17 protein-coding genes are annotated in these 18,006 nt (G+C 68.4%); 6 read left to right on the plus strand and 11 right to left on the minus strand.

Features of this window, described 5'->3' with window-relative positions:
• Positions 1 to 175 precede the first annotated feature (175 nt).
• The 11 genes from ABLE93_RS01920 to ABLE93_RS01970 all read right to left on the minus strand — a co-directional run bounded on the left by ABLE93_RS01920 (position 176) and on the right by ABLE93_RS01970 (position 12,021).
• Complete coding sequence (locus ABLE93_RS01920; protein ID WP_348837562.1) at positions 176 to 1,120, minus strand: NAD(P)H-dependent flavin oxidoreductase; 945 nt, start codon at positions 1,118 to 1,120, stop codon at positions 176 to 178.
• A gap of 103 nt (positions 1,121 to 1,223) precedes the next feature.
• A complete protein-coding gene (locus tag ABLE93_RS01925) occupies positions 1,224 to 2,159 on the minus strand; it encodes an enoyl-CoA hydratase-related protein (protein WP_348837563.1) in 936 nt (311 codons plus the stop codon).
• 3 nt (positions 2,160 to 2,162) lie between these two features.
• Entirely contained in the window at positions 2,163 to 3,371 is a 1,209-nt protein-coding gene (locus tag ABLE93_RS01930; RefSeq protein WP_348837564.1) for an acetyl-CoA C-acetyltransferase, read from the minus strand.
• Positions 3,372 to 3,413: 42 nt separating this feature from the next.
• Positions 3,414 to 5,225 (minus strand): AMP-dependent synthetase/ligase, encoded by a 1,812-nt coding sequence (locus ABLE93_RS01935; RefSeq protein ID WP_348837565.1) that lies wholly within the window; start codon positions 5,223 to 5,225, stop codon positions 3,414 to 3,416.
• 11 nt (positions 5,226 to 5,236) lie between these two features.
• Entirely contained in the window at positions 5,237 to 6,061 is an 825-nt protein-coding gene (locus ABLE93_RS01940; protein ID WP_348837566.1) for an ABC transporter ATP-binding protein, read from the minus strand.
• Positions 6,062 to 6,224: 163 nt separating this feature from the next.
• Complete coding sequence (locus tag ABLE93_RS01945; protein WP_348837567.1) at positions 6,225 to 7,406, minus strand: ABC transporter substrate-binding protein; 1,182 nt, start codon at positions 7,404 to 7,406, stop codon at positions 6,225 to 6,227.
• A gap of 44 nt (positions 7,407 to 7,450) precedes the next feature.
• The gene (locus tag ABLE93_RS01950; RefSeq protein WP_348837569.1) at positions 7,451 to 8,494 is read right to left on the minus strand and encodes a branched-chain amino acid ABC transporter permease; all 1,044 of its coding nucleotides are present in this window, start codon (positions 8,492 to 8,494) and stop codon (positions 7,451 to 7,453) included.
• Complete coding sequence (locus tag ABLE93_RS01955; RefSeq protein WP_348837570.1) at positions 8,494 to 9,372, minus strand: branched-chain amino acid ABC transporter permease; 879 nt, start codon at positions 9,370 to 9,372, stop codon at positions 8,494 to 8,496. The genes ABLE93_RS01950 and ABLE93_RS01955 overlap by 1 nt, the downstream gene beginning before the upstream one ends.
• Positions 9,372 to 10,247, minus strand: a complete 876-nt coding sequence (locus ABLE93_RS01960) for an ABC transporter ATP-binding protein (RefSeq protein ID WP_348837571.1) — start codon at positions 10,245 to 10,247, stop codon at positions 9,372 to 9,374. Before ABLE93_RS01960 ends, ABLE93_RS01955 begins: the two co-directional genes overlap by 1 nt.
• 127 nt (positions 10,248 to 10,374) lie before the next feature.
• Positions 10,375 to 11,136, minus strand: coding sequence for a FadR/GntR family transcriptional regulator (locus tag ABLE93_RS01965; protein WP_348837572.1), 762 nt, complete (start codon positions 11,134 to 11,136; stop codon positions 10,375 to 10,377).
• Between the two features lie 246 nt (positions 11,137 to 11,382).
• Entirely contained in the window at positions 11,383 to 12,021 is a 639-nt protein-coding gene (locus tag ABLE93_RS01970) for a TetR/AcrR family transcriptional regulator (protein WP_348837574.1), read from the minus strand.
• 231 nt (positions 12,022 to 12,252) lie between these two features.
• Here ABLE93_RS01970 and ABLE93_RS01975 point away from each other — a divergent pair, with 231 nt between their 5' ends.
• The 6 genes from ABLE93_RS01975 to ABLE93_RS02000 all read left to right on the plus strand — a co-directional run bounded on the left by ABLE93_RS01975 (position 12,253) and on the right by ABLE93_RS02000 (position 17,953).
• Positions 12,253 to 13,026, plus strand: coding sequence for a cyclase family protein (locus ABLE93_RS01975; RefSeq protein ID WP_348837575.1), 774 nt, complete (start codon positions 12,253 to 12,255; stop codon positions 13,024 to 13,026).
• Between the two features lie 25 nt (positions 13,027 to 13,051).
• Positions 13,052 to 13,978, plus strand: coding sequence for a 3,5-dioxohexanoate:acetyl-CoA acetone transferase (gene kce / locus ABLE93_RS01980; RefSeq protein WP_348837576.1), 927 nt, complete (start codon positions 13,052 to 13,054; stop codon positions 13,976 to 13,978).
• 16 nt (positions 13,979 to 13,994) lie between these two features.
• Positions 13,995 to 15,011, plus strand: a complete 1,017-nt coding sequence (locus ABLE93_RS01985; RefSeq protein ID WP_348837577.1) for an SMP-30/gluconolactonase/LRE family protein — start codon at positions 13,995 to 13,997, stop codon at positions 15,009 to 15,011.
• Between the two features lie 37 nt (positions 15,012 to 15,048).
• Positions 15,049 to 16,281 carry an ABC transporter substrate-binding protein gene (locus tag ABLE93_RS01990; protein ID WP_348837579.1) on the plus strand — a complete coding sequence of 411 codons (1,233 nt, stop codon included), beginning with the start codon at positions 15,049 to 15,051 and terminating at the stop codon, positions 16,279 to 16,281.
• Positions 16,282 to 16,467: 186 nt separating this feature from the next.
• Complete coding sequence (locus tag ABLE93_RS01995) at positions 16,468 to 17,319, plus strand: alpha/beta hydrolase (protein WP_348837580.1); 852 nt, start codon at positions 16,468 to 16,470, stop codon at positions 17,317 to 17,319.
• A complete protein-coding gene (locus ABLE93_RS02000; RefSeq protein ID WP_348837581.1) occupies positions 17,309 to 17,953 on the plus strand; it encodes a cysteine dioxygenase family protein in 645 nt (214 codons plus the stop codon). Before ABLE93_RS01995 ends, ABLE93_RS02000 begins: the two co-directional genes overlap by 11 nt.
• Positions 17,954 to 18,006 lie beyond the last annotated feature (53 nt).

The raw sequence follows: 18,006 nt of genomic DNA on the forward strand, positions 1-18,006 counted from the left end.
CTCCCCCTCTCCTCCGTCGCCCTCCGGCTTGACCGGAGGGCCCATGGCACGGCCGGGCGTTGCGCGGGGCGGAGAGATGGGTGCTCCGGTCAAGCCGGAGCACGACAGCGGGCGGGGGGCCGGCGCGCGCTGGTGCGCCACCAATGGCGCTTCCACCCCGAGCGCCCCCGCCCCCTCACCCGCGCGCGAAAGGGTCGGCGGCGAGAGCGGCGAGAGCGGCGTGATATTCGGCGCCGAGCCGCTGGCACAGCTCGGCGGCGGGCGGCAGGTCGGCGATGCCGCCCACCCCCTGCCCGGCGGACCATATGGCCTTCCACGCCTTCACCTCGTTGTTGAGGTCGAGCTTGCCGTGGCCCGTCAGATTGTCCGGGTCGAGCCCGGCCGCTCGGATGCTGGGCTTGAGGAAGTTGGCGTTCACGCCGCTGATGGCCGGCGTGTAGAGGATGTCGGCGGCGGCGGAAGACAGGATCATGTCCTTGAACTCTTCCTGCACCATGGCCTCGCGCGTGGCGATGAAGCGCGTGCCCATATAGGCAAGGTCCGCCCCCGCCGCGCGGGCGGCGAGGATCTGCGCGCCGGTGTTGATGGCACCCGCCATCAGGATGGTGCCGGCGAACACCTGCCGGATCTCGCTCACCAGCGCGAAGGGGCTCACGCTCCCCGCGTGCCCGCCCGCCCCTGCCGACACCGCGATGATGCCGTCCACACCCGCTTCCGCCGCCTTCTCCGCATGGCGGCGGCTGATGACGTCGTGGAACACCACGCCGCCGTAGGCATGCACTACCTTCACCAGGTCCGGCACCGCCCCGAGCGAGGTGATGATGAGCGGCACCTGCTCCTCGGCGCAGATGGCGAGGTCCGCCTCCAGCCGCGGGTTGGACTTGTGCACGATGAGGTTGACGCCGAACGGCGCCGCATCGCCCGCCGCCGCAAGGCGCGCCTTGATCTCGCGCACCCAGTCGCGGAAGCCCTCGCTGGTGCGGCAGTTGAGCGCCGGGAAGGTGCCCACCATGCCCGAGCGCGAGACCTCGACCACGAGATCCGGCCCCGAGGTGAGGAACATGGGCGCGGCGACGGCGGGGATCTTCAGGCGGCCCTCGAAAGAAGCGGGAATGGGCATGGAATGGTCCTTGGGTCTTGAGCGGCCGGGCCGCCGACGTGTTTGCACAATTCGAGTGGTCCTGCCACCGCCGGTCCGGATGTGATAGCCGCCTGGCGCACGGCTATCCGGCCTCGGCTGTCCCCACGGCCGCCGCGCTCGCCTTCGCGGTCCCGCGGGTGAAGAAAGCGGCGATCTTTTCTTGCGCCTGCGCACTCTGGATGAGGCGGGCGCAATAGTCGCGCTCCACCTTCTGCGCCGTGTCCATGGCGAGGCGTGATCCCTCGAAGACGCAAGAGAGGATCGCCTGCTGCGCCGGCTCCTCGCCCCGCGTTCGGGCCAGCACGCGGGCGTTCCAGAGGGCGAAGAGGTCGCCGGCGGCGCTGCTGGTGGGCGCCAGGCCGGGCAGGCGGAAGCCCTTCGCATCCCACGGGGCGACAGGGTTCACCCGGCCGTTCCGCAGCGCCGCCTTGGCGGCGGGGATGAGGTCGCCGGGCGGCACGACGGCATCGAGCAGTCCGGCCTCCAGCGCCTCGGCGGCGGGCATGGTCCGGCCCTCCAGCAGCAGCGGGATCGCCTTGGCGATGCCGAGGCGCCGCAGCACGCGCTGGGTGCCGCCGGCGCCGGGCAGGATGCCCAGCGTCACCTCGGGCAGGCCGAACAGAGCCTTGGGGCTGTCGGCGGCGATGCGGTGATGGCAGGCGAGCATCCATTCCAGCCCGCCGCCCAGCGCCGTGCCGGGCGCTGCGGCCACCACCGGCTTGCCGCAGGTCTCCAGCCGGCGGAACAGGCCGCCGATGCGGCCGATGCGGCGCGCCGCCTCGATGAGCGTCACCTGCGGCGCGGCGAGCCCGGTCATGATGGATAGGTCCGCCCCGGCCAGGAAGGAGGACTTGGCCGAGGTGACGACGATGCCCGACACGGCGCCATCCGCCACGAGGCGCTCCACCTCCGCCTCCAGCACCTCGAGCAGCGCCCAGCCGATCGTGTTCACCGGCCGCTCCGGCTGGTCGAGGATGAGGGTGGCAATGCCGTCGCCGTCGATCTCAGTGCGCAGCATGGCTCAGACCCGCTCGATGATGGTGGCGACGCCCATGCCGGCGCCGATGCACAAGGTGGCGAGGGCCGTGCCCTTGCCGGTCCGCTCCAGCTCGTCGAGCACGGTGCCGAGGATCATGGCGCCGGTGGCGCCGAGCGGATGGCCCATAGCGATGGCCCCGCCGTTCACGTTCACCTGGGCGGGATCCAGCTCCAGGGCGTCGATGAAGCGCAGCGCCACGGCGGCGAAGGCCTCGTTGATCTCGTAAAGGTCGATGTCGCGCGCCCCCATCCCCGCGCGCTTCAGCGCCCGTTCGGCTGCGAAGGACGGGGCGGTGAGCATGATGGTGGGCTCCGAGCCGATCTCGGCGAAGGCGCGGATGCGCGCCCGCGGCGTGAGCCCCGCCGCCGCCCCGGCCTCCCGCGTGCCGATCAGCACCGCGGCGGCGCCGTCCACGATGCCGGAGGAATTGCCGGCGTGGTGCACATGGGCGATCTCGCCCACCTCGGGATAGCGCAGGAGCGCGATGGCGTCGAAGCCCGGGTCGGCGCCCATGGCGGCGAAGGCGGGCTTCAGCCGCGCGAGGTCCTCGGTGGTGGAATTGCCGCGCACGGTCTCGTCGCGCTCCAGCAGCACCTCGCCGATATGGTCGGTGACGGGCACCACCGAGCGGGCGAAGCGGCCTTCCGACCACGCCCGCGCGGCGCGGCGGTGGCTCTCCACCGCGAACGCGTCCACCGCGGCGCGGTCGTAGCCCCATTTGGTGGCGATGAGATCGGCGCTGATGCCCTGCGGCACGAAGCGCGTGGCGAAGGACACGTCCGGGTCCTGGCTCCAGGCCCCGCCGTCGGACAGGATGGGAATGCGGGACATGGATTCGCAGCCGCCGCCCACCACAAGGTCCGCCTGCCCGGCCATCACCTTGGCGGAGGCCATGTTGACCGCCTCCAGACCCGAGCCGCAGAAGCGGTTGATCTGCACCCCCGCCACCTGCTCGTCATAGCCCGCCCGCAGCGCCGCGATGCGCGGCAGGCACTGGCCCTGCTCGCCCACGGGCATCACCACGCCCATCACGATGTCGCTCACGCCGCTGGTGTCGAGGGCGCTGCGGTCGCGCAGGGCGCAGAGCACCGTCGAGGCGAGATGGACGGGGGTCGCCGCGTTGAGCGCGCCGTCCGGCTTGCCGCGCCCGCGCGGGGTGCGCACGTGGTCGAAGATGAAGGCGTCGGGCATGGCAAGGTGTCCTGCGTAACGGCGCGCGCACGGGTGGGGAGCTCAGGCGGAGGCGTAGAGCCCCTCGATCTCCGCGGCATACTTCTTCTGGATGTTGGAGCGGCGGATCTTCATGGTCGCCGTCACCTCGTCGTCGTCATGGTCCAGCTCCTTGGTGAGGAGATGGAAGCGGCGGATATGGGAGACCTGCGCCAGCTGCGCGTTGGCACGGCCGATCTCCGCTTCGATCAGCGCGCGCACCGCGGGGTTTTCCACGAGGTTGCGGAAGTTGGTGTAGGCCACCGCCTTCTCCTCGGCCCACTTGCCCACCGTCTCGAAGTCGATCTGGATCAGGGCCGAGACGTATTTGCGCGCCTCGCCGATGACGATGCATTCCTTGATGAAGACGCTGGACTTGGCGACGTTCTCGATCTCCGACGGGCTCAGATTCTTGCCGCCGGCGGTGATCATGATGTCCTTGAGGCGATCGACGATCTTCACCTGATCGCCCACCATCTCCACCACGTCGCCGGTGTGCAGCCAGCCGTCGCGCAAGGCGGCGGCCGTCGCCTCCGGGCTGCGGTAATAGCCGGCGAAGACGATGTCGCCCTTGACCAGAAGCTCGTTGTGCGGCCCGAGACGGACCTCGACGCCTTCAGCAGCCGGGCCGACACAGCCGGGCCTCAGGTCCGACAGGCGCTGGCCCGTGGCCATGCCCGTGGTCTCTGTGGCGCCGTAGACCTCCACCAGCGGCACGCCGATGGTGCGGAAGAAGCGTACGATGTTGGGCGAGATGGGCGCCGCCCCCGTCATCGCCACCTTCGCCCGCCGCAGCCCGATGAAATTCTGCAGCGCGCGGAAGAACAGCACGTAGGCGAGGGCGAATGTCGCCCGCTCCCTGAGCGTCCGTTCGGCCGTCGGCTTGGTGGCGAACGGCTCGCAGGCCTTCAGCAGCCGCTCGTAGAGCGCCCGGCGCAGGCCGCCCGCCTCCATCATCTTGATGGTGATGGCGGCGTTCAGCTTCTCCCAGATGCGCGGCACCCCGAGGAACATGGAGGGCGCCACCTCGCGCAGGTCCTCCTGGATGGTGCGGACGCTCTCGCCGAAATTCACCTGCGAGCCGAGATAGATAGGCGCCATGGTGGTGAGCATCTGCTCGGCCACGTGGCAGAGCGGCAGATAGGAGACGTGGGTGGTCGAGGCGTCCAGCTCCAGCCGCTCGGCGAGCGCGATCGCCTCCGCCCTGAGGTTGCGATAGGAGAGCATCGCCCCCTTGGGCTTTCCGGTGGAGCCGGAGGTGTAGATCATCAGCGCGATGTCGCCGAGGGTCTGGCGCGCCAGCACGTCGTCGATGAGGCCGGGATAGGCGGCGCGGTGGGCGGCGCCCTCCCCGAGCAGCGCGTCGAAGGAGACGACGGCGCCGTCGGCATAGCCGCGCAGGCCCTTCTTCTCCATCACCACGATGCGCCGGAGCTTCGGCAGTTCCTCCCGCCGCTCCAGCACCTTGTCCACCTGCTCCTGGTCCTCGCAGACGACGATCTCCGCCTCCGCATGGCCGAGCACATAGGCCACCTCGTTGGCCGGGCTGGTGGGATAGACGCCCACCGTGACCGCGCCGACGAGCCCGGCGCCGAGCTGCGCCAGCACCCACTCGATGCGGTTCTCCGACAGCACCGCCACGTGCCCGCCCGCATTGAGCCCCAGCGCCCGCAGGCCGTGGCCGGCGAGGGCCGCGCGCTCGAAATAGGCCTGCCAGGAGACCGGAGTCCAGATGCCGAAATCCTTCTGGCGGATGGCCGTGCGCGCGCCGATGCGCTCGGCATTGAGGCGCAGCATCTGCGGCAAAGTGAGGTTGGGGAAGCTCGGCTTCGTCATGGGTCGCACGCTCACGAAAGCCAGCGCTTGCGGCGCTTGTAATGCTTGATGTCGCGATAGCTCTTGGCGCCGGCCTCGCCGGCCATGCCGAGGTAGAACTCGCGCACGTCCTGGTCCGCCATCAGGCGCTCGGTGGGGCCGTCGAGCACGATCTTGCCGGTCTCCATGATGTAGCCGTAGTGGGAGACCGCGAGCGCCACCGCCGCATTCTGCTCCACCAGCAGCATGGAGACGCCGCGCTCGCGATTGATGCGGGCGATGATGGTGAAGATCTCCTCCACCAGCTTGGGCGACAGGCCGAGGGAGGGCTCGTCCAGCAGGATCAGCTTCGGCTCCGCCACCAGCGCGCGGCCGATGGCGAGCATCTGCTGCTCGCCGCCGGAGAGATAGCCGGCGCGGCCGTGCCGACGCTCGTGCAGGCGCGGGAAATACTCGTACACCGCCTCGAAGGATGCGGGCTTCGCCTTGCGCCCGGAGAGCGCATAGGTGGCGGCGACGAGGTTTTCCTCCACCGTCAGGTCCTCGAAGATGCGCCGGCCCTCCATGACGTGGAACAGGCCACGGCGCACCAGATCGTGCGGCGCGAGCGCCCCGCTCGGGGCGCCGTCGAAGGTGATGGCGCCGGAGGTGACGTCGCCGTCCTCCAGCGCCAGCAGGTTGGAGACCGCCTTCAGCGTGGTGGACTTGCCCGCCCCGTTGGAGCCGAGCAGCGCCACCACCTTGCCGGCCTCCACCTTCAGGGACAGGCCGCGCAGCACCTGGATCGTCTTGTTGTAGACGACCTCGATGCCGGAGATGTCGAGGATGGGAGCCGCAGGGACCGCAGCCTGGCTCATCTTCCCCTCCCCCGAACCGCCGTCAGGCCAACCGCCGTCATGCTCCGGCTTGACCGGAGCATCCATCGCGCCGACGCGCCGGAGCGCCCGGACCGGCCATGGGCCCTCCGGTCAAGCCGGAGGGCGACGGCATAAGGGACCGGCTGGAGCGGGTTCATCTGGCTCACTTCTTCAGGCTGATCCAGTCGGACGCCGGCTTCATCTGCTTGTCGGCGGCGCTGAACTGGTAGATGCGCCCCACCGGCACCGAATTGCCCGGCACAGAGACGGGCACGCCCATGATGCCGCCGGTGTCGAAATCCTTGATGGAGTTGAGCGCGGCCTTCAGATTCTTGGCGTTCAGCTCCTGGCCCTTGTCCAGCGTGCGCCTGGCCGCCTCGCCCATGAGCATGGCGGTGAGGAAGCCCTGCATGTAGCCCGTCGCCTGATAGGTGGGGCGCAGCTTGCGGATCTTCTCCAGCATGGGGGCGTCGGGCGCGGTGTCGTAATAATAGCGGTAGGGCATCACGCCCATGAAGCCGTCCGCCGGCGCGCCCACATTGGCCCAGAGCGAATTGTCCATGGACCAGAAGGTGCCCATGAACTTGGTCTTGAGCCCGAGCTGCTTGGCCTGCGACATGAATTCCGGCAGCGGCGCCAGCACATAGCCGTGGAAGATGGTGAAGTCCGGATTGGCGCGGCGCAGCTTCAGCACCTCGGTGGAGACGTCCACCGCCGTGGGCGGGGTGACGATCTGCGCGACCACGTCGAGGCCCGTCGCCTTCGCCCGCTTCACGCTCGCCTCGATGGGGTCGCGGCCGAACTCGGTATCGGAATTGACGAAGACCAGCTTCGCCCCCGGCTGCGTCTTGGCGATGTATTCGAGCAGGATGGCGAACATCTCCACATAATCCGGCCCGGCCATGAACTGGAACGGATACTTGGCGGGATCGTTCAGCTCGCTGCCGAAGGAGGCGCCGGCCATCATGATGGTGCCGCGGCGGTTCAGCTCCTCGTTGATGGTCTTGGCGAAGCCGGTCGAGTCCCCATAGTAGAGATGGATGTCGTTCTGCGTGGTCAGCTTGTTGAACACCGCCACCGAGGTATCCACCTTGTAGGCGGTGTCCTCATAGGCGAGGCGCAGCTTGCGCCCGGCGATGCCGCCCGCCTCGTTGGCGATCTTCACATAGTCCGAAATGCCGGCCTCGATGGCGACGCCGGCGAAGGCGAACACGCCGGTGAGCGGGATGGACCCGCCGATCACCAGCTCTTTCTCCTGCGCCTGCACGGTGAGGCCCGGAAAGGTCGAGGCAAGGCCGGCACCGGCGGCGAGGGCCATCATCTGACGTCTGTTGAGACTGGTCATAGGCGTTTCCTTCCTTGGATCTTTTTACTTCCGTTTTTCTTTATTCACGTCCTGAACGGCCACAAATGGAAGAAGCGGCGGACGCGCCGCACCATCTCCGCAAGCCCGTGCGGCTCGAACACCAGGAACAGGATGATGAGTGCGCCGAACACGATGGTGCGCACCGGCGAGAGTGCGGCGCCGGCATTGGGGAAGACCGGGCCGAGCCACTCCACCACGTATTTCAGCAGTTCCGGCACCAGCGTCATGAAGGCCGCGCCCAGCACCGGGCCGAGAATGGTGCCGAGCCCGCCCACGATCACCGCCGCGAGGAAGAAGATGGAGGTGGCGAAGGGAAAGCTTTCCGGCGTCACCACGCGGAAGAAATAGGCCCACATGCCGCCCGCCACCCCGGCATAGAAGGAGGACAACGCGAAGCTCATGAGCTTGTAGCGCAGCAAAGGAATGCCCAGCACCTCGGCCGAGATGTCCCGGTCTCGGATGGCGATGAAGGCGCGGCCGATGCGGGTGCGGAACAGGTTCGCCGCGCCCAGCACCATCAGGCAGGTGATGGGCACGATGACGAAATAGAGCGCGAACGGGCTCGCCAGCTCCAGCCCTAAGAGACGCGCCGGGGCCACGTTGATGCCGCGCACGCCGCCCGTGACCGACACCCAGTGGGTGAAGACGAAATGCAGGATGAAGGAGGCGGCGATGGTGGCGATGGCGAGGTACAGCCCCTTCACCCTCAGGCTCGGGATGCCCACCAGCACACCCACGAAGGCGGCGACGAAGCCGGCGGCCAGGATGTTGAGGAGGAAGGGCGTGCCCAGCGCGCCTTCGAGAAAGGCCACCGCATAGGCCCCCACCGCCATGAAGGCCGCCTGCCCGAGGCTCACGAGGCCGGTATAGCCGGTGAGGATGTTGAGCCCGGTGGCGCTCGCCACGTTGATGGCGACGAGGCAGGCGAGATAAAGCCAGTATTGGTTCAGCACGAAGGGCGCGAGCACCAGCATGGCGATGAGCACGCCCATCCACGCCCGCTGGGTGGCGGTGACGAGCAGGCCCTCGTCGGCGATGTAGGTTTCCTTGGCGGTTGCGATGCGCATCAGAGCCGCTCGATCTCGACGGTGCCGAACAGGCCGTAGGGCCGGATCATCAGCGCCGCGATGAGAAGGGAGAAGGTGGTGACAAGCTTGTACTCGCCGCCGAGGAAGGTGCCGGCCCAGGCCTCCACGAGGCCGATGAGGATGCCGCCGACGAGCGCGCCGAGCACGCTGTCCAGCCCGCCGATGATGACCACCACCAGCGCCGAGAGGCCGAACACGCCCATGGTGGGCGAAATGCCGCCGATGGCCCCCACCAGAAGCCCCGCCCCCGCCGCGGTGGCGCAGGCGACGATCCAGGCCAAAGAGAACACCGCCGGCACGTTGATGCCGCAGGAATAGGCCGCCGCCTGGTCGGTCGCCGTGGCACGCAGGGCAACGCCGCCGCGCCAGAAGCGGAACAGCAGCAGGAACAGGGCGATCACGATGGCCGCCACGACGAAGCCGATGGCGATCTTGCGCGAGACATAGGCCTCGCCGATGAACACCGGCGTCTGCCCCATGAAGTCCGGCAGGGCCCGCGGATCGGTGTTCCAGATCAGCTCGACGGCGCCGATGAGCACGGAGCCGAGCCCCACCGTGAGCATCAGCACCGAGATGGAGCTTTCCCCCAGCATGGGCCGGATGAGCGTGCGCTCCACCACCATCCCGAACAGCCCGCCGCCGGCGATGGCGAGGGGGATGGCGAGCCAGGTGGAAAGGCCCAGAGCCGTGACGAAGGCGAAGAAGAGATAGCCGCCCAGCATCAATATCTCGCCCACTGCGAGGTTGATGACGCGCGTCGCCTTGTAGATCAGCACGAAGGACAAAGCGGTGAGCGACAGGAGCGCGCCGGAGCCGAGCCCCGCCAGCGTCACCTCGGTGAAGAAGAGCCAATCCATCAGGCGGCCTCCCCCACGCCGGAGAGACGCCGCATCAGCTCCGCCGGATCGCCCGAGCCGAGATAGGCGGCGGCGACCTCGCTATTGCGCTGCACCTCGGCGGGCAGCCCCTGGGCGATGACCTTGCCGAAATTGAGCACCACCACATGGTCGGAGATGTCCATCACCATCCCCATGTCGTGCTCCACCATGAGGATGGAGATGCCCCACTCCTCCTTCACGTCGAGGATGAAGCGGGCCATGTCCTCGGTCTCTTCGCGGTTCATGCCGGCGACGGGCTCGTCCAGCATCAAAAGGCGCGGGCGCATGGCGAGCGCGCGGGCGAGTTCCACCCGCTTCTGCAGGCCGTAGGAGAGCGAGGCGACCGGCTTGTTGCGGATGTGGTCGATCTCCAGGAAATCGATGATCTGCCGCTCCACCTCGGCGCGCAGCTCCATCTCCTCGGCCCGGGCCGCGCCCCAATAAGTCAGCGCCTGCAACAAGTTGGTCTTCATGTGGGCGTGCCGGCCGAGCTTGATGTTGTCGAGCACGGTCATGCCCTTGAAGAGCGCGATGTTCTGGAAGGTGCGGGCCAGCCCCGCCTTCGCCCGCTCCGGCGGATGGGTGCGGGTGATGTCGGCGCCGTCGAGGCGGATGGAACCGGCGCGCGGGCGGTAGAAGCCGGAGATGCAGTTGAAGAGCGAGGTCTTGCCCGCGCCGTTGGGGCCAATGAGGGCGGTGATGGTGCCGGGCTTCACCTCGAACGACACGTCGGTGAGCGCCTTCAGCCCGCCGAACCACAGGCCGAGGCCTTCCACCGCGAGATGGGCGGGAGCGAGATGGGCAGCGGCGCCGGGCGCGGCGGCGGGAGAGGACGCGGCAGGAGCGATGCTCATGCCCCCTCCCCCGGCCGCAGGCCGGCGCACGCGCGGTCCCCGGCCCGATGGACCAAGATGACGTGTTCCAAGGCACTCCCTCCAAAGTCGCCGGTTTCTCCGGCGATCATCTTGGCTTTACTTGTTCTCAGCTCTGCGACTTGCTCAGAGCGTAGCGCGCGAAGATGCGCTCCACCGGCTGGTCGATCTCGCGTCCCGCCCGCACGAAGCCCTTGCGCCAGTCCACCAGATGCCGGCGCATCCAGGTGCGGGCGAGATCGAGGTCGCGGGCCTTGATGGCGTCGATGATGTGGCGGTGCGCCTGCGCCATGCGCCCTGCGCCCTCCGGCACCCGACGGCAGATCATCTCCGTGGACGGAAAGAACAGGAGGGCGGCAGGCTCGCGCGCCATCTCCAGCACGAGGTTGCCGCACGCGCGGGCGAGCAACGCGTGAAACTCCGAATCCAGCTCCGCGATGACGACGGGATTGTTCACCGCCGCTTCCAGGCGCTCCTGATTGTCCTCCAGCGCGGCCAGCATCTCCGCATCCGCATGGACGACCGCGCCCTCGACCGAGCCCACTTCGAGCACCATGGCGGTGTCGAACAATTCGCGGAAAGTCACGTCCTGTAGCACCAGCGCCCGGCTGATCCGGGTGGACAGGCCGCCGGCGCGCGGCTCGCAGACGAACAGCTTGCGGCTCGCTTCCCGCCGCACCAGGCCGCCCTGTTCCAGCACGCGGATGCCCTCGCGCACGGTGGAACGGTTGACCCCGAACTGCCGCACCAGCGCCGCCTCGGTGCCGATCTCGTCACCCGGCCGCAGGCGGCCCGAGACGATCTCCGCCTCGATGGCGTCAGCCACCATCTCGTAGGCTGAAGGGACCTTGATGCGGTCGAAGCGTTCCATGGCGCCCGAGGCTCAGAAGCGAAAAGCCGCTTTGTCCGACAAACGCTATTTTTCTCGTCGCAACGTGTCAATGCACCAGCTTTGCAGGTGCAACATGGCGATAATATATTGCTTTTAAATGATATAATGGCAGTTGGCAGAATCTGCCCGATAATCCCCGGAATTGTCGCAGTGCGACATTCTTCCGCCAAGTCGACGCTTATGGGGCGGAATTTCGAGGCGGGTTCGGTGACCGTCTTTGCCCGCTCAGGCCGAGCGGCAGAGGGCGGTAAATCCGGCGGCGACAAAGCGCACGAAATCGTCGAACAGGTCCGGATCGCCTGCCGTGGCCCGGCCGTCCGACAGGCGCTCGATGCGCTTGTCGGCCACGTACATCAACAGCGCGCCCACGGCATATTCATAGGCCCACAGCAGGCGGTCCGGCGGGCATCCCGGCAAGGCGATGGCCATGGCGTCCACAAAGGCCCGGACCAGCGGGTCGTAGAAGCGCTCGATGATCTGCGTCGCCTCCGGTCCCGGATCCCAGGCGGTGCGGGCGACCAGGAGGGAGAAGCTGTCGCCGCTCGCCGACCCGTGCAGGCGCACCACCGGCTCGGCCCAGGCCACCACGATCTCCTCCACCCGTCCCGGCCCCGGCCCGCGCGCGCCCACCTCGCGGATGCGGGAAATGCGCTCGTCCAGATTGGCCTGGCGATGCTCGAAAACGGTGGCGAGGAGCTCGGGCTTGCGGCCGAAATAATAGCCCACCAGAGCCACCGGCACGCCGGCGCGGGCGGCGATGTCGCGCACCGATACGGCGGAATAGCCGCGCTCCGCGAAGAGATATTCCGCGCTCGTCAGGATGTCCTGCCGCCGGTCGGGGCGCTGCAGTTCACCGGGAGCCACGGCCGAGCGCCGCGCCCTCTTCGCCCGCGCCGGCGCCGTCTGTCGCGCCGTGCCGGGGGACTTTTGCCTCGTCGTCTCCATGGACTCGTTCTAGCCTCGCACCGGCCGCGGCGCCAGCCGCTGCATCAAGCGCGCCGATGGCCGCTCGCGGCATCTTGTACAAGCGTACAATAACATATACGACTGTACAAAACAGGCAGGATCGCGCCGCGCCGGGAGGAAGCCGAGACAGTGCCCCGATTCATCGACATTTCGATTCCGCTGGAAAACGACGTGCCCGCGGACCCGCCCTTCCAGCGGGTACGCATCGAGTATTCCACCCATGCGCAGACCGCCGCAACTCTGTGCACGGCCTTTCCCGGATTGACGTCCGAGCAGCTTCCCGACCGCATGGGCTGGGCGGTCGAGACGGCCCACATCTCCACCCACAACGGCACCCATGTGGACGCCCCCTGGCACTACCATCCAACCATGGATGGCGGCGCGCGGGCCATCACCATCGACGAGATTCCCCTCGACTGGTGCTTCCGTCCCGGCGTGAAGCTCGACTTCCGCCACCTGCCGGACGGCCATGTGGTGTCCCCGGCCGAGATCGACGCGGAGCTCGCCCGCATCGGCCACACCTTGAGCCCCCTCGACATCGTGGTGGTGAACACCGCCGCCGGCCTCGCCTACGGCCAGCCCGACTATATCGACAAGGGCTGCGGCTTCGGCCGCGATGCGACGCTGCACCTCGTGAATCTGGGGGTGCGCGTCGTCGGAACGGACGGCTGGAGCTGGGATGCCCCCTTCTCCTTCACCGCCCGCCGCTTTGCCGAAACGGGCGACGCTTCCCTCATCTGGGAAGGCCACAAGGCGGGACGCGAGAAGGGCTATTGCCAGATCGAGAAGCTGCACAATCTCGAAGCCCTTCCCGCCACCGGCTTCACCGTCAGCTGCTTTCCCGTGAAGGTGCGCGCCGCCTCCGCCGGCTGGACGCGCGCCGTCGCCATCCTTCCCGATTGAACGCCTCTTTTCCCGGAGACATGTCTTGAGCAAGGTCATCATCACCTGCGCGGTGACGGGCGGCATCCACACGCCCACCATGTCCGATGCGCTGCCCATCACGCCCAACGAGATCGCCGAGCAGGCCATCGCCGCGGCGGAGGCCGGCGCCGCCATCCTGCACCTGCATGCCCGCGATCCGAAGGACGGCCGCCCGACGCCCGATCCGGCGGTGTTCATGGAATTCCTGCCCCGCATCAAGCAGGCGACCGACGCGGTGATCAACATCACCACCGGCGGCGGCCTCAACATGACGGTGGAGGATCGCCTCGCCGCGCCGCTGAAGGCCGCGCCGGAAATGTGCTCGCTGAACATGGGCTCCATGAACTTCGCGCTGCATCCCCTCGCCAAGCGCTATTCCAACTGGAAGCACGAGTGGGAGGAGCCCTACCTCACCGGCACCAAGGACTTCATCTTCCGCAACACGTTCGGCGACATCGAGCGGATCTACAAGATGCTGGGCGAGGAGCACGGCACCAAGTTCGAGCATGAATGCTACGACGTGGGCCACCTCTACAATCTCGCCCACTGCCTCGATCAGGGCTGGTTCAAGCCGCCGGTGTTCCTGCAGCTCATCTTCGGCATTCTCGGCGGCATCGGCCCGGACATGGACAATCTGATGTTCATGAAGCGCACCGCCGACAAGCTGTTCGGCAAGGATTACTACTTCTCGGTGCTCGCCGCCGGCCGCCACCAGATGCCGTTCGCGACGCAGTCGGCCATGATGGGCGGCAATGTGCGGGTGGGGCTGGAGGACAGCCTGTTCATCGGCCGCGGCAAGCTCGCCTCCTCCAATGCCGAGCAGGTGGCGAAGATCCGCCGTATCCTGGAGGAGCTCGGCCACGAGATCGCCACCCCGGACGAGGCCCGCGCCACCCTCGGCCTCAAGGGCGCCGACAAGGTGAGCTTCTGACAGACTGAGGAACGCCATGGCAGCGCCCAACCCCATCGACGGCTTCGAGGTCGATCCCGCGGCCCTCTCCTATGTGGGCGAGGGGCTCCAGCGGCCCGAATGCATCCTCGCCGAGCGCGACGGCTCCCTGTGGAGCGCGGATGCGCGCGGCGGGGTGGTGCACATCCGCCCGGACGGCACGCAGACCCTCATCGCCCAGACCGAGGAGACTCATTTCGCCTCGGCCACCGACGAGGAGACGCGGTTCGTCTCCGGCACGCTGCCCAACGGCCTCGCCTTCGCCCGCAATGGCGACATCCTCATCTCCAATTTCGGCACCGACCGGCTGGAGGTGATGACCCGCGACGGGCGCAGCCATGTGCTCGCGGACACCCTCGACGGCGCCCCTATCGGCAAGGTCAATTTCGTGCTGCGCGACAGCCGTGACCGCATCTGGCTCACCATCTCCACCCGCATCAAGAACTGGATGCGGGCCATGAGCCCGAGCGTGTCGGACGGCTATGTGGCGCTCTATGACGAGGGCCGTCTGCGCATCGTCGCCGACGGCTTCTGCTTCACCAACGAGATCCGCTTCGATGCGAAGGAGGAGTGGCTCTATGTGGTGGAGACCGGCGGCAAGAAGGTGACGCGCCTGCGCGCCCTGCCCAATGGCGACCTCGTGGACCGCGAGACCTTCGGCCCCTCGGACCACGGCGCCTTCATCGACGGCATCGCCTTCGACGCCTATGGCAATCTGTGGGGCACCCACGTGATGACGGATCGCATCTTCGCCATCACGCCGCAGGGCGACCTGCGCATCATTCTCGACGACGACAAGGGCAGCGCCGCCGGCAAGGCGCTGATGGCGGCGCTGGAGCAGGATGCCGTGACGCCGGAGCTGATGCTGGCCTGCGGCGGCACCATCGCGCCCTGGTTCGCCAGCGTCACCTTCGGCGGACCGGACCTCAAGACGGTTTATGTGGGCAGCCTGCGCGGCACCCGCATTCCGCTCTTCCGCTCGCCGGTGGCGGGCCTGCCCATGGTGCATTGGTAAAAGCCGAGCGGACCGAACGAACCAACGGGAGGAAGTCATGAAGGTAAGGATTGCGGGAGCCGCGCTCGCGGTGACGCTGGCGGCGGGCCTGTCCCCGGCAGCGGCGCAAGGCTCCGGCCCGGTGAAGGTGGGTGTGCTCACCGACATGTCGGGCGTCTATTCCGACATCACCGGCAAGGGCTCGCTGATCGCCGCGCAGATGGCCATCGACGACTGCCTGAAGGCCGAATGCGCCGGCATGAAGATCGAGATGATCTCGGCCGACCACCAGAACAAGGCGGACATCGCCTCGGCCACCGCGCGCAAGTGGATCGACCAGGAGGGCGTGGACGTCCTCGCCGACATGTCCAACGCCTCCATCCAGCTCGCCATCGCGCCGCTGGTGAAGGAGAAGAACCGCGTTGCCCTCTTCCCCGGCGGCACCGCCCGCCTCACCGGCGATGCCTGCCAGCCCGGCCATGTGGTGCAGTGGATGTGGGACACCTACGTGCAGGTGGCCGGCATCGCCAACCGCCTCACCCAGCCGGGCACGTCGTGGTACCTCGTCACGGCGGACTACGCCCTCGGCCAGCAGCTGGAAGCCGATGCCAAGACGGTGGTGGGCAAGAAGGGCGGCAAGGTGCTCGGCTCCGTGCGCCATCCCTTCCCGGCGGTGGACCTCTCCTCGCCGCTGCTGACGGCCCAGGGCTCCGGCGCGGACATCATCGCCCTCGCCAATGCCGGCAACGACACGGTGCAGGGCATCAAGACGGCGCGCGAATTCGGCATCACCACCTCCAAGCAGAAGCTGGTGGCCTTCTTCCTCACCGCGCTGGACGTGAAGAGCGTGGGCCTGCCCGTCGCCCAGGGCACTCTGCTCTCCGAGGGCTTCTACTGGGACCTCGACGACGGCACACGCGCCTTTTCCGAGCGTTTCAAGGCGCAGAACGGCAAGGTGCCCTCCGCCATCCACGCCGGCGTCTATTCCTCCGTCCTGCATTATCTGAAGTCGGTGGCGGCGGCGAAGAGCAAGGATGCCGAGACGGTGGTGAAGAAGATGGGCGAGCTGCCCATCAAGGACGACGTGGTGCGCAACGCCAGGCTCCGCGAGGACGGCCGCATGGTGCACGACTTCTACGTGTTCGAAGTGAAGGCGCCCGACGCCTCAAAGGGCGAGTGGGACCTCTACAAGCTGGTTGCCACCCTGCCCGGCGACGAGGCGTTCCGCTCCCTCGCCGACAGCGCCTGCCCCGCGGTCATCGCCGCACGCGGCGAGAAGAAGGCCAACTGAGCCGGCCCTCGCGGCGCGGCCCCATTCTTGCTCCGTTCGCCGGCGCGCTCCCTCACGCGGGAGCGCGCCGGCAGGTGTGGGCGCCGGGGACGCGGTGGGACGAGGGCAAGACCTTGGCTGACTTGATCTTTTTCGCGCCGCACGGCGCCTGCGCCGGCGCGTCGCATATCCGACACGGCATGCGCCATGGTGCGGCCGTGCACCGGCATGGGGCGTAAGGCGGCCATGACGAGCCTTGCCGCCCCTCTCCCCGCCGCCGACGACGCCCCCGCGCGGGATGGCGCCATCTCCGCCGGCCCGATGATCTCGGCCCTCTCCTGCGGCAAGCCGGCCTTCCTGGTGGTGCTGCTGCACGAGGAAGGCGCGTGCGGGCAGGATGTCATCAACCTCGCCCTCAACTGGGCGCCGGAGCTGCCCAAGGCCGATTTCCTCGCCGCCGAAGCCCCGTTTGTTACCGAGGGCGGCGGCCGGCGCTGGTTTCCCGATGACCCAATGACGCCGGAGGCGATCTCCGCGGGGCTCGCCGCGGTGGGGCCGAAGCTGGAGGCGTTCCTCGCGGAGATGCTGGCGGCGCGGCGCCTGCCCGACCATCACCTCGCCCTCGTCGGCTTCTCGCAGGGCGCCATGCTGGCGCTGCACGCCGGACTGCGCCGGCCCAATGCGCCGGCCGTGGTGATCTCTTTCGGCGGCGCGCTGCCGGAGGACGATCCCGCCGCCGAGGCCGTCACGGCCCGCCCGCCCGTGGTGTTCATCCATGGCGAGGCGGACGCGGTGGTTCCCGCGGCACAGATGATCGCCACCCGCGACCGCCTGAAGGCCCTCGGCATCGCCGCCAAGAGCATGCGCCGCCCGGAGTTGGGCCACGGCGTGGATGACGTGGGCATCATCGCCGCCGGCGACGTGCTGACCCAATCGCTGAAGAAGAAGCCGCCGGCCGCGGCGGCCCAAGAGAGCCACGACCAAGACAGCCACGACCAAGACAGCGACGATCATGACGACCACGATCACGACGACCACGACCACGATCATGACCACTGAGACGGCGTCCGCCCCCCCGGCGGAGACCCCTGCCGCCCCCGAGCCGCTCCGCCGCTTCAGCTGGGATATCCAGTCCATGGTAGAGCTGGCGGATGATCCGCGCGAGATATTGATGATCGGCCGCGATCTCATGGGCCGCCTCGTGGCGTCGGACGACTGGCTGCCCGAGGTGTTCGCCCGCCTCGATGGGGCGCCGTTCCGCCAGTACCAGCTCTATGCCGACCAGATGACTCGCTTCACCGTCGTCGCCACCGTGCTGGCGCTGGGCGCGGCGCTCCCTTTGTGCGAGCAGGCGGTGTGGGAGCTGGCGGGCGTGCTGCGCGGCGCGATCGTCCGCCAACGCTTCGGCCTGCCCGAGGGGGCAGCACCGGTGGCGCGGGCGGTGGAGAAGAGGTTCGCGGCGGGCGCGGTGGATGCCTTCGTCGCCAAGGATGGCGACGGCCTCGCCATCGCCAATGGCTCGTCGACGGACCCGGCCATCCTCATCCAGGTCCACGGCGCGGAGATCGGCGGGCAGCCGCGCCGGACCGTCGCGGCGGACGGCGCCCGCGGCACCTTCGCCACCACCTACGCCAACCCGCCCGAGGCGCCGGCCTGGGACATCCTGACCATCCAGGCGCGGATCGTGGACTGAGAGGGGAGCCGTGGGCGGCAGCTAGCGCGAACAAAAAAGCCCCGGAGCAGTGA

The organism is Xanthobacter pollutisoli, from assembly GCF_040044995.1.
Taxonomy (GTDB): Bacteria; Pseudomonadota; Alphaproteobacteria; order Rhizobiales; family Xanthobacteraceae; genus Xanthobacter.

Coding starts and splice junctions, on each gene's coding strand:
- ABLE93_RS01940 (WP_348837566.1), bottom strand. CDS start 6,061: ATGAGCCAGGCTGCGGTCCCTGCGGCTCCCATCCTCGACATCTCCGGC.
- ABLE93_RS01985 (WP_348837577.1), top strand. CDS start 13,995: ATGGCAGCGCCCAACCCCATCGACGGCTTCGAGGTCGATCCCGCGGCC.
- ABLE93_RS01960 (WP_348837571.1), bottom strand. CDS start 10,247: ATGAGCATCGCTCCTGCCGCGTCCTCTCCCGCCGCCGCGCCCGGCGCC.
- ABLE93_RS01990 (WP_348837579.1), top strand. CDS start 15,049: ATGAAGGTAAGGATTGCGGGAGCCGCGCTCGCGGTGACGCTGGCGGCG.
- ABLE93_RS01965 (WP_348837572.1), bottom strand. CDS start 11,136: ATGGAACGCTTCGACCGCATCAAGGTCCCTTCAGCCTACGAGATGGTG.
- ABLE93_RS01995 (WP_348837580.1), top strand. CDS start 16,468: ATGGTGCGGCCGTGCACCGGCATGGGGCGTAAGGCGGCCATGACGAGC.
- ABLE93_RS01935 (WP_348837565.1), bottom strand. CDS start 5,225: ATGACGAAGCCGAGCTTCCCCAACCTCACTTTGCCGCAGATGCTGCGC.
- ABLE93_RS02000 (WP_348837581.1), top strand. CDS start 17,309: ATGACCACTGAGACGGCGTCCGCCCCCCCGGCGGAGACCCCTGCCGCC.
- ABLE93_RS01950 (WP_348837569.1), bottom strand. CDS start 8,494: ATGCGCATCGCAACCGCCAAGGAAACCTACATCGCCGACGAGGGCCTG.
- ABLE93_RS01920 (WP_348837562.1), bottom strand. CDS start 1,120: ATGCCCATTCCCGCTTCTTTCGAGGGCCGCCTGAAGATCCCCGCCGTC.
- ABLE93_RS01925 (WP_348837563.1), bottom strand. CDS start 2,159: ATGCTGCGCACTGAGATCGACGGCGACGGCATTGCCACCCTCATCCTC.
- ABLE93_RS01955 (WP_348837570.1), bottom strand. CDS start 9,372: ATGGATTGGCTCTTCTTCACCGAGGTGACGCTGGCGGGGCTCGGCTCC.
- ABLE93_RS01930 (WP_348837564.1), bottom strand. CDS start 3,371: ATGCCCGACGCCTTCATCTTCGACCACGTGCGCACCCCGCGCGGGCGC.
- ABLE93_RS01945 (WP_348837567.1), bottom strand. CDS start 7,406: ATGACCAGTCTCAACAGACGTCAGATGATGGCCCTCGCCGCCGGTGCC.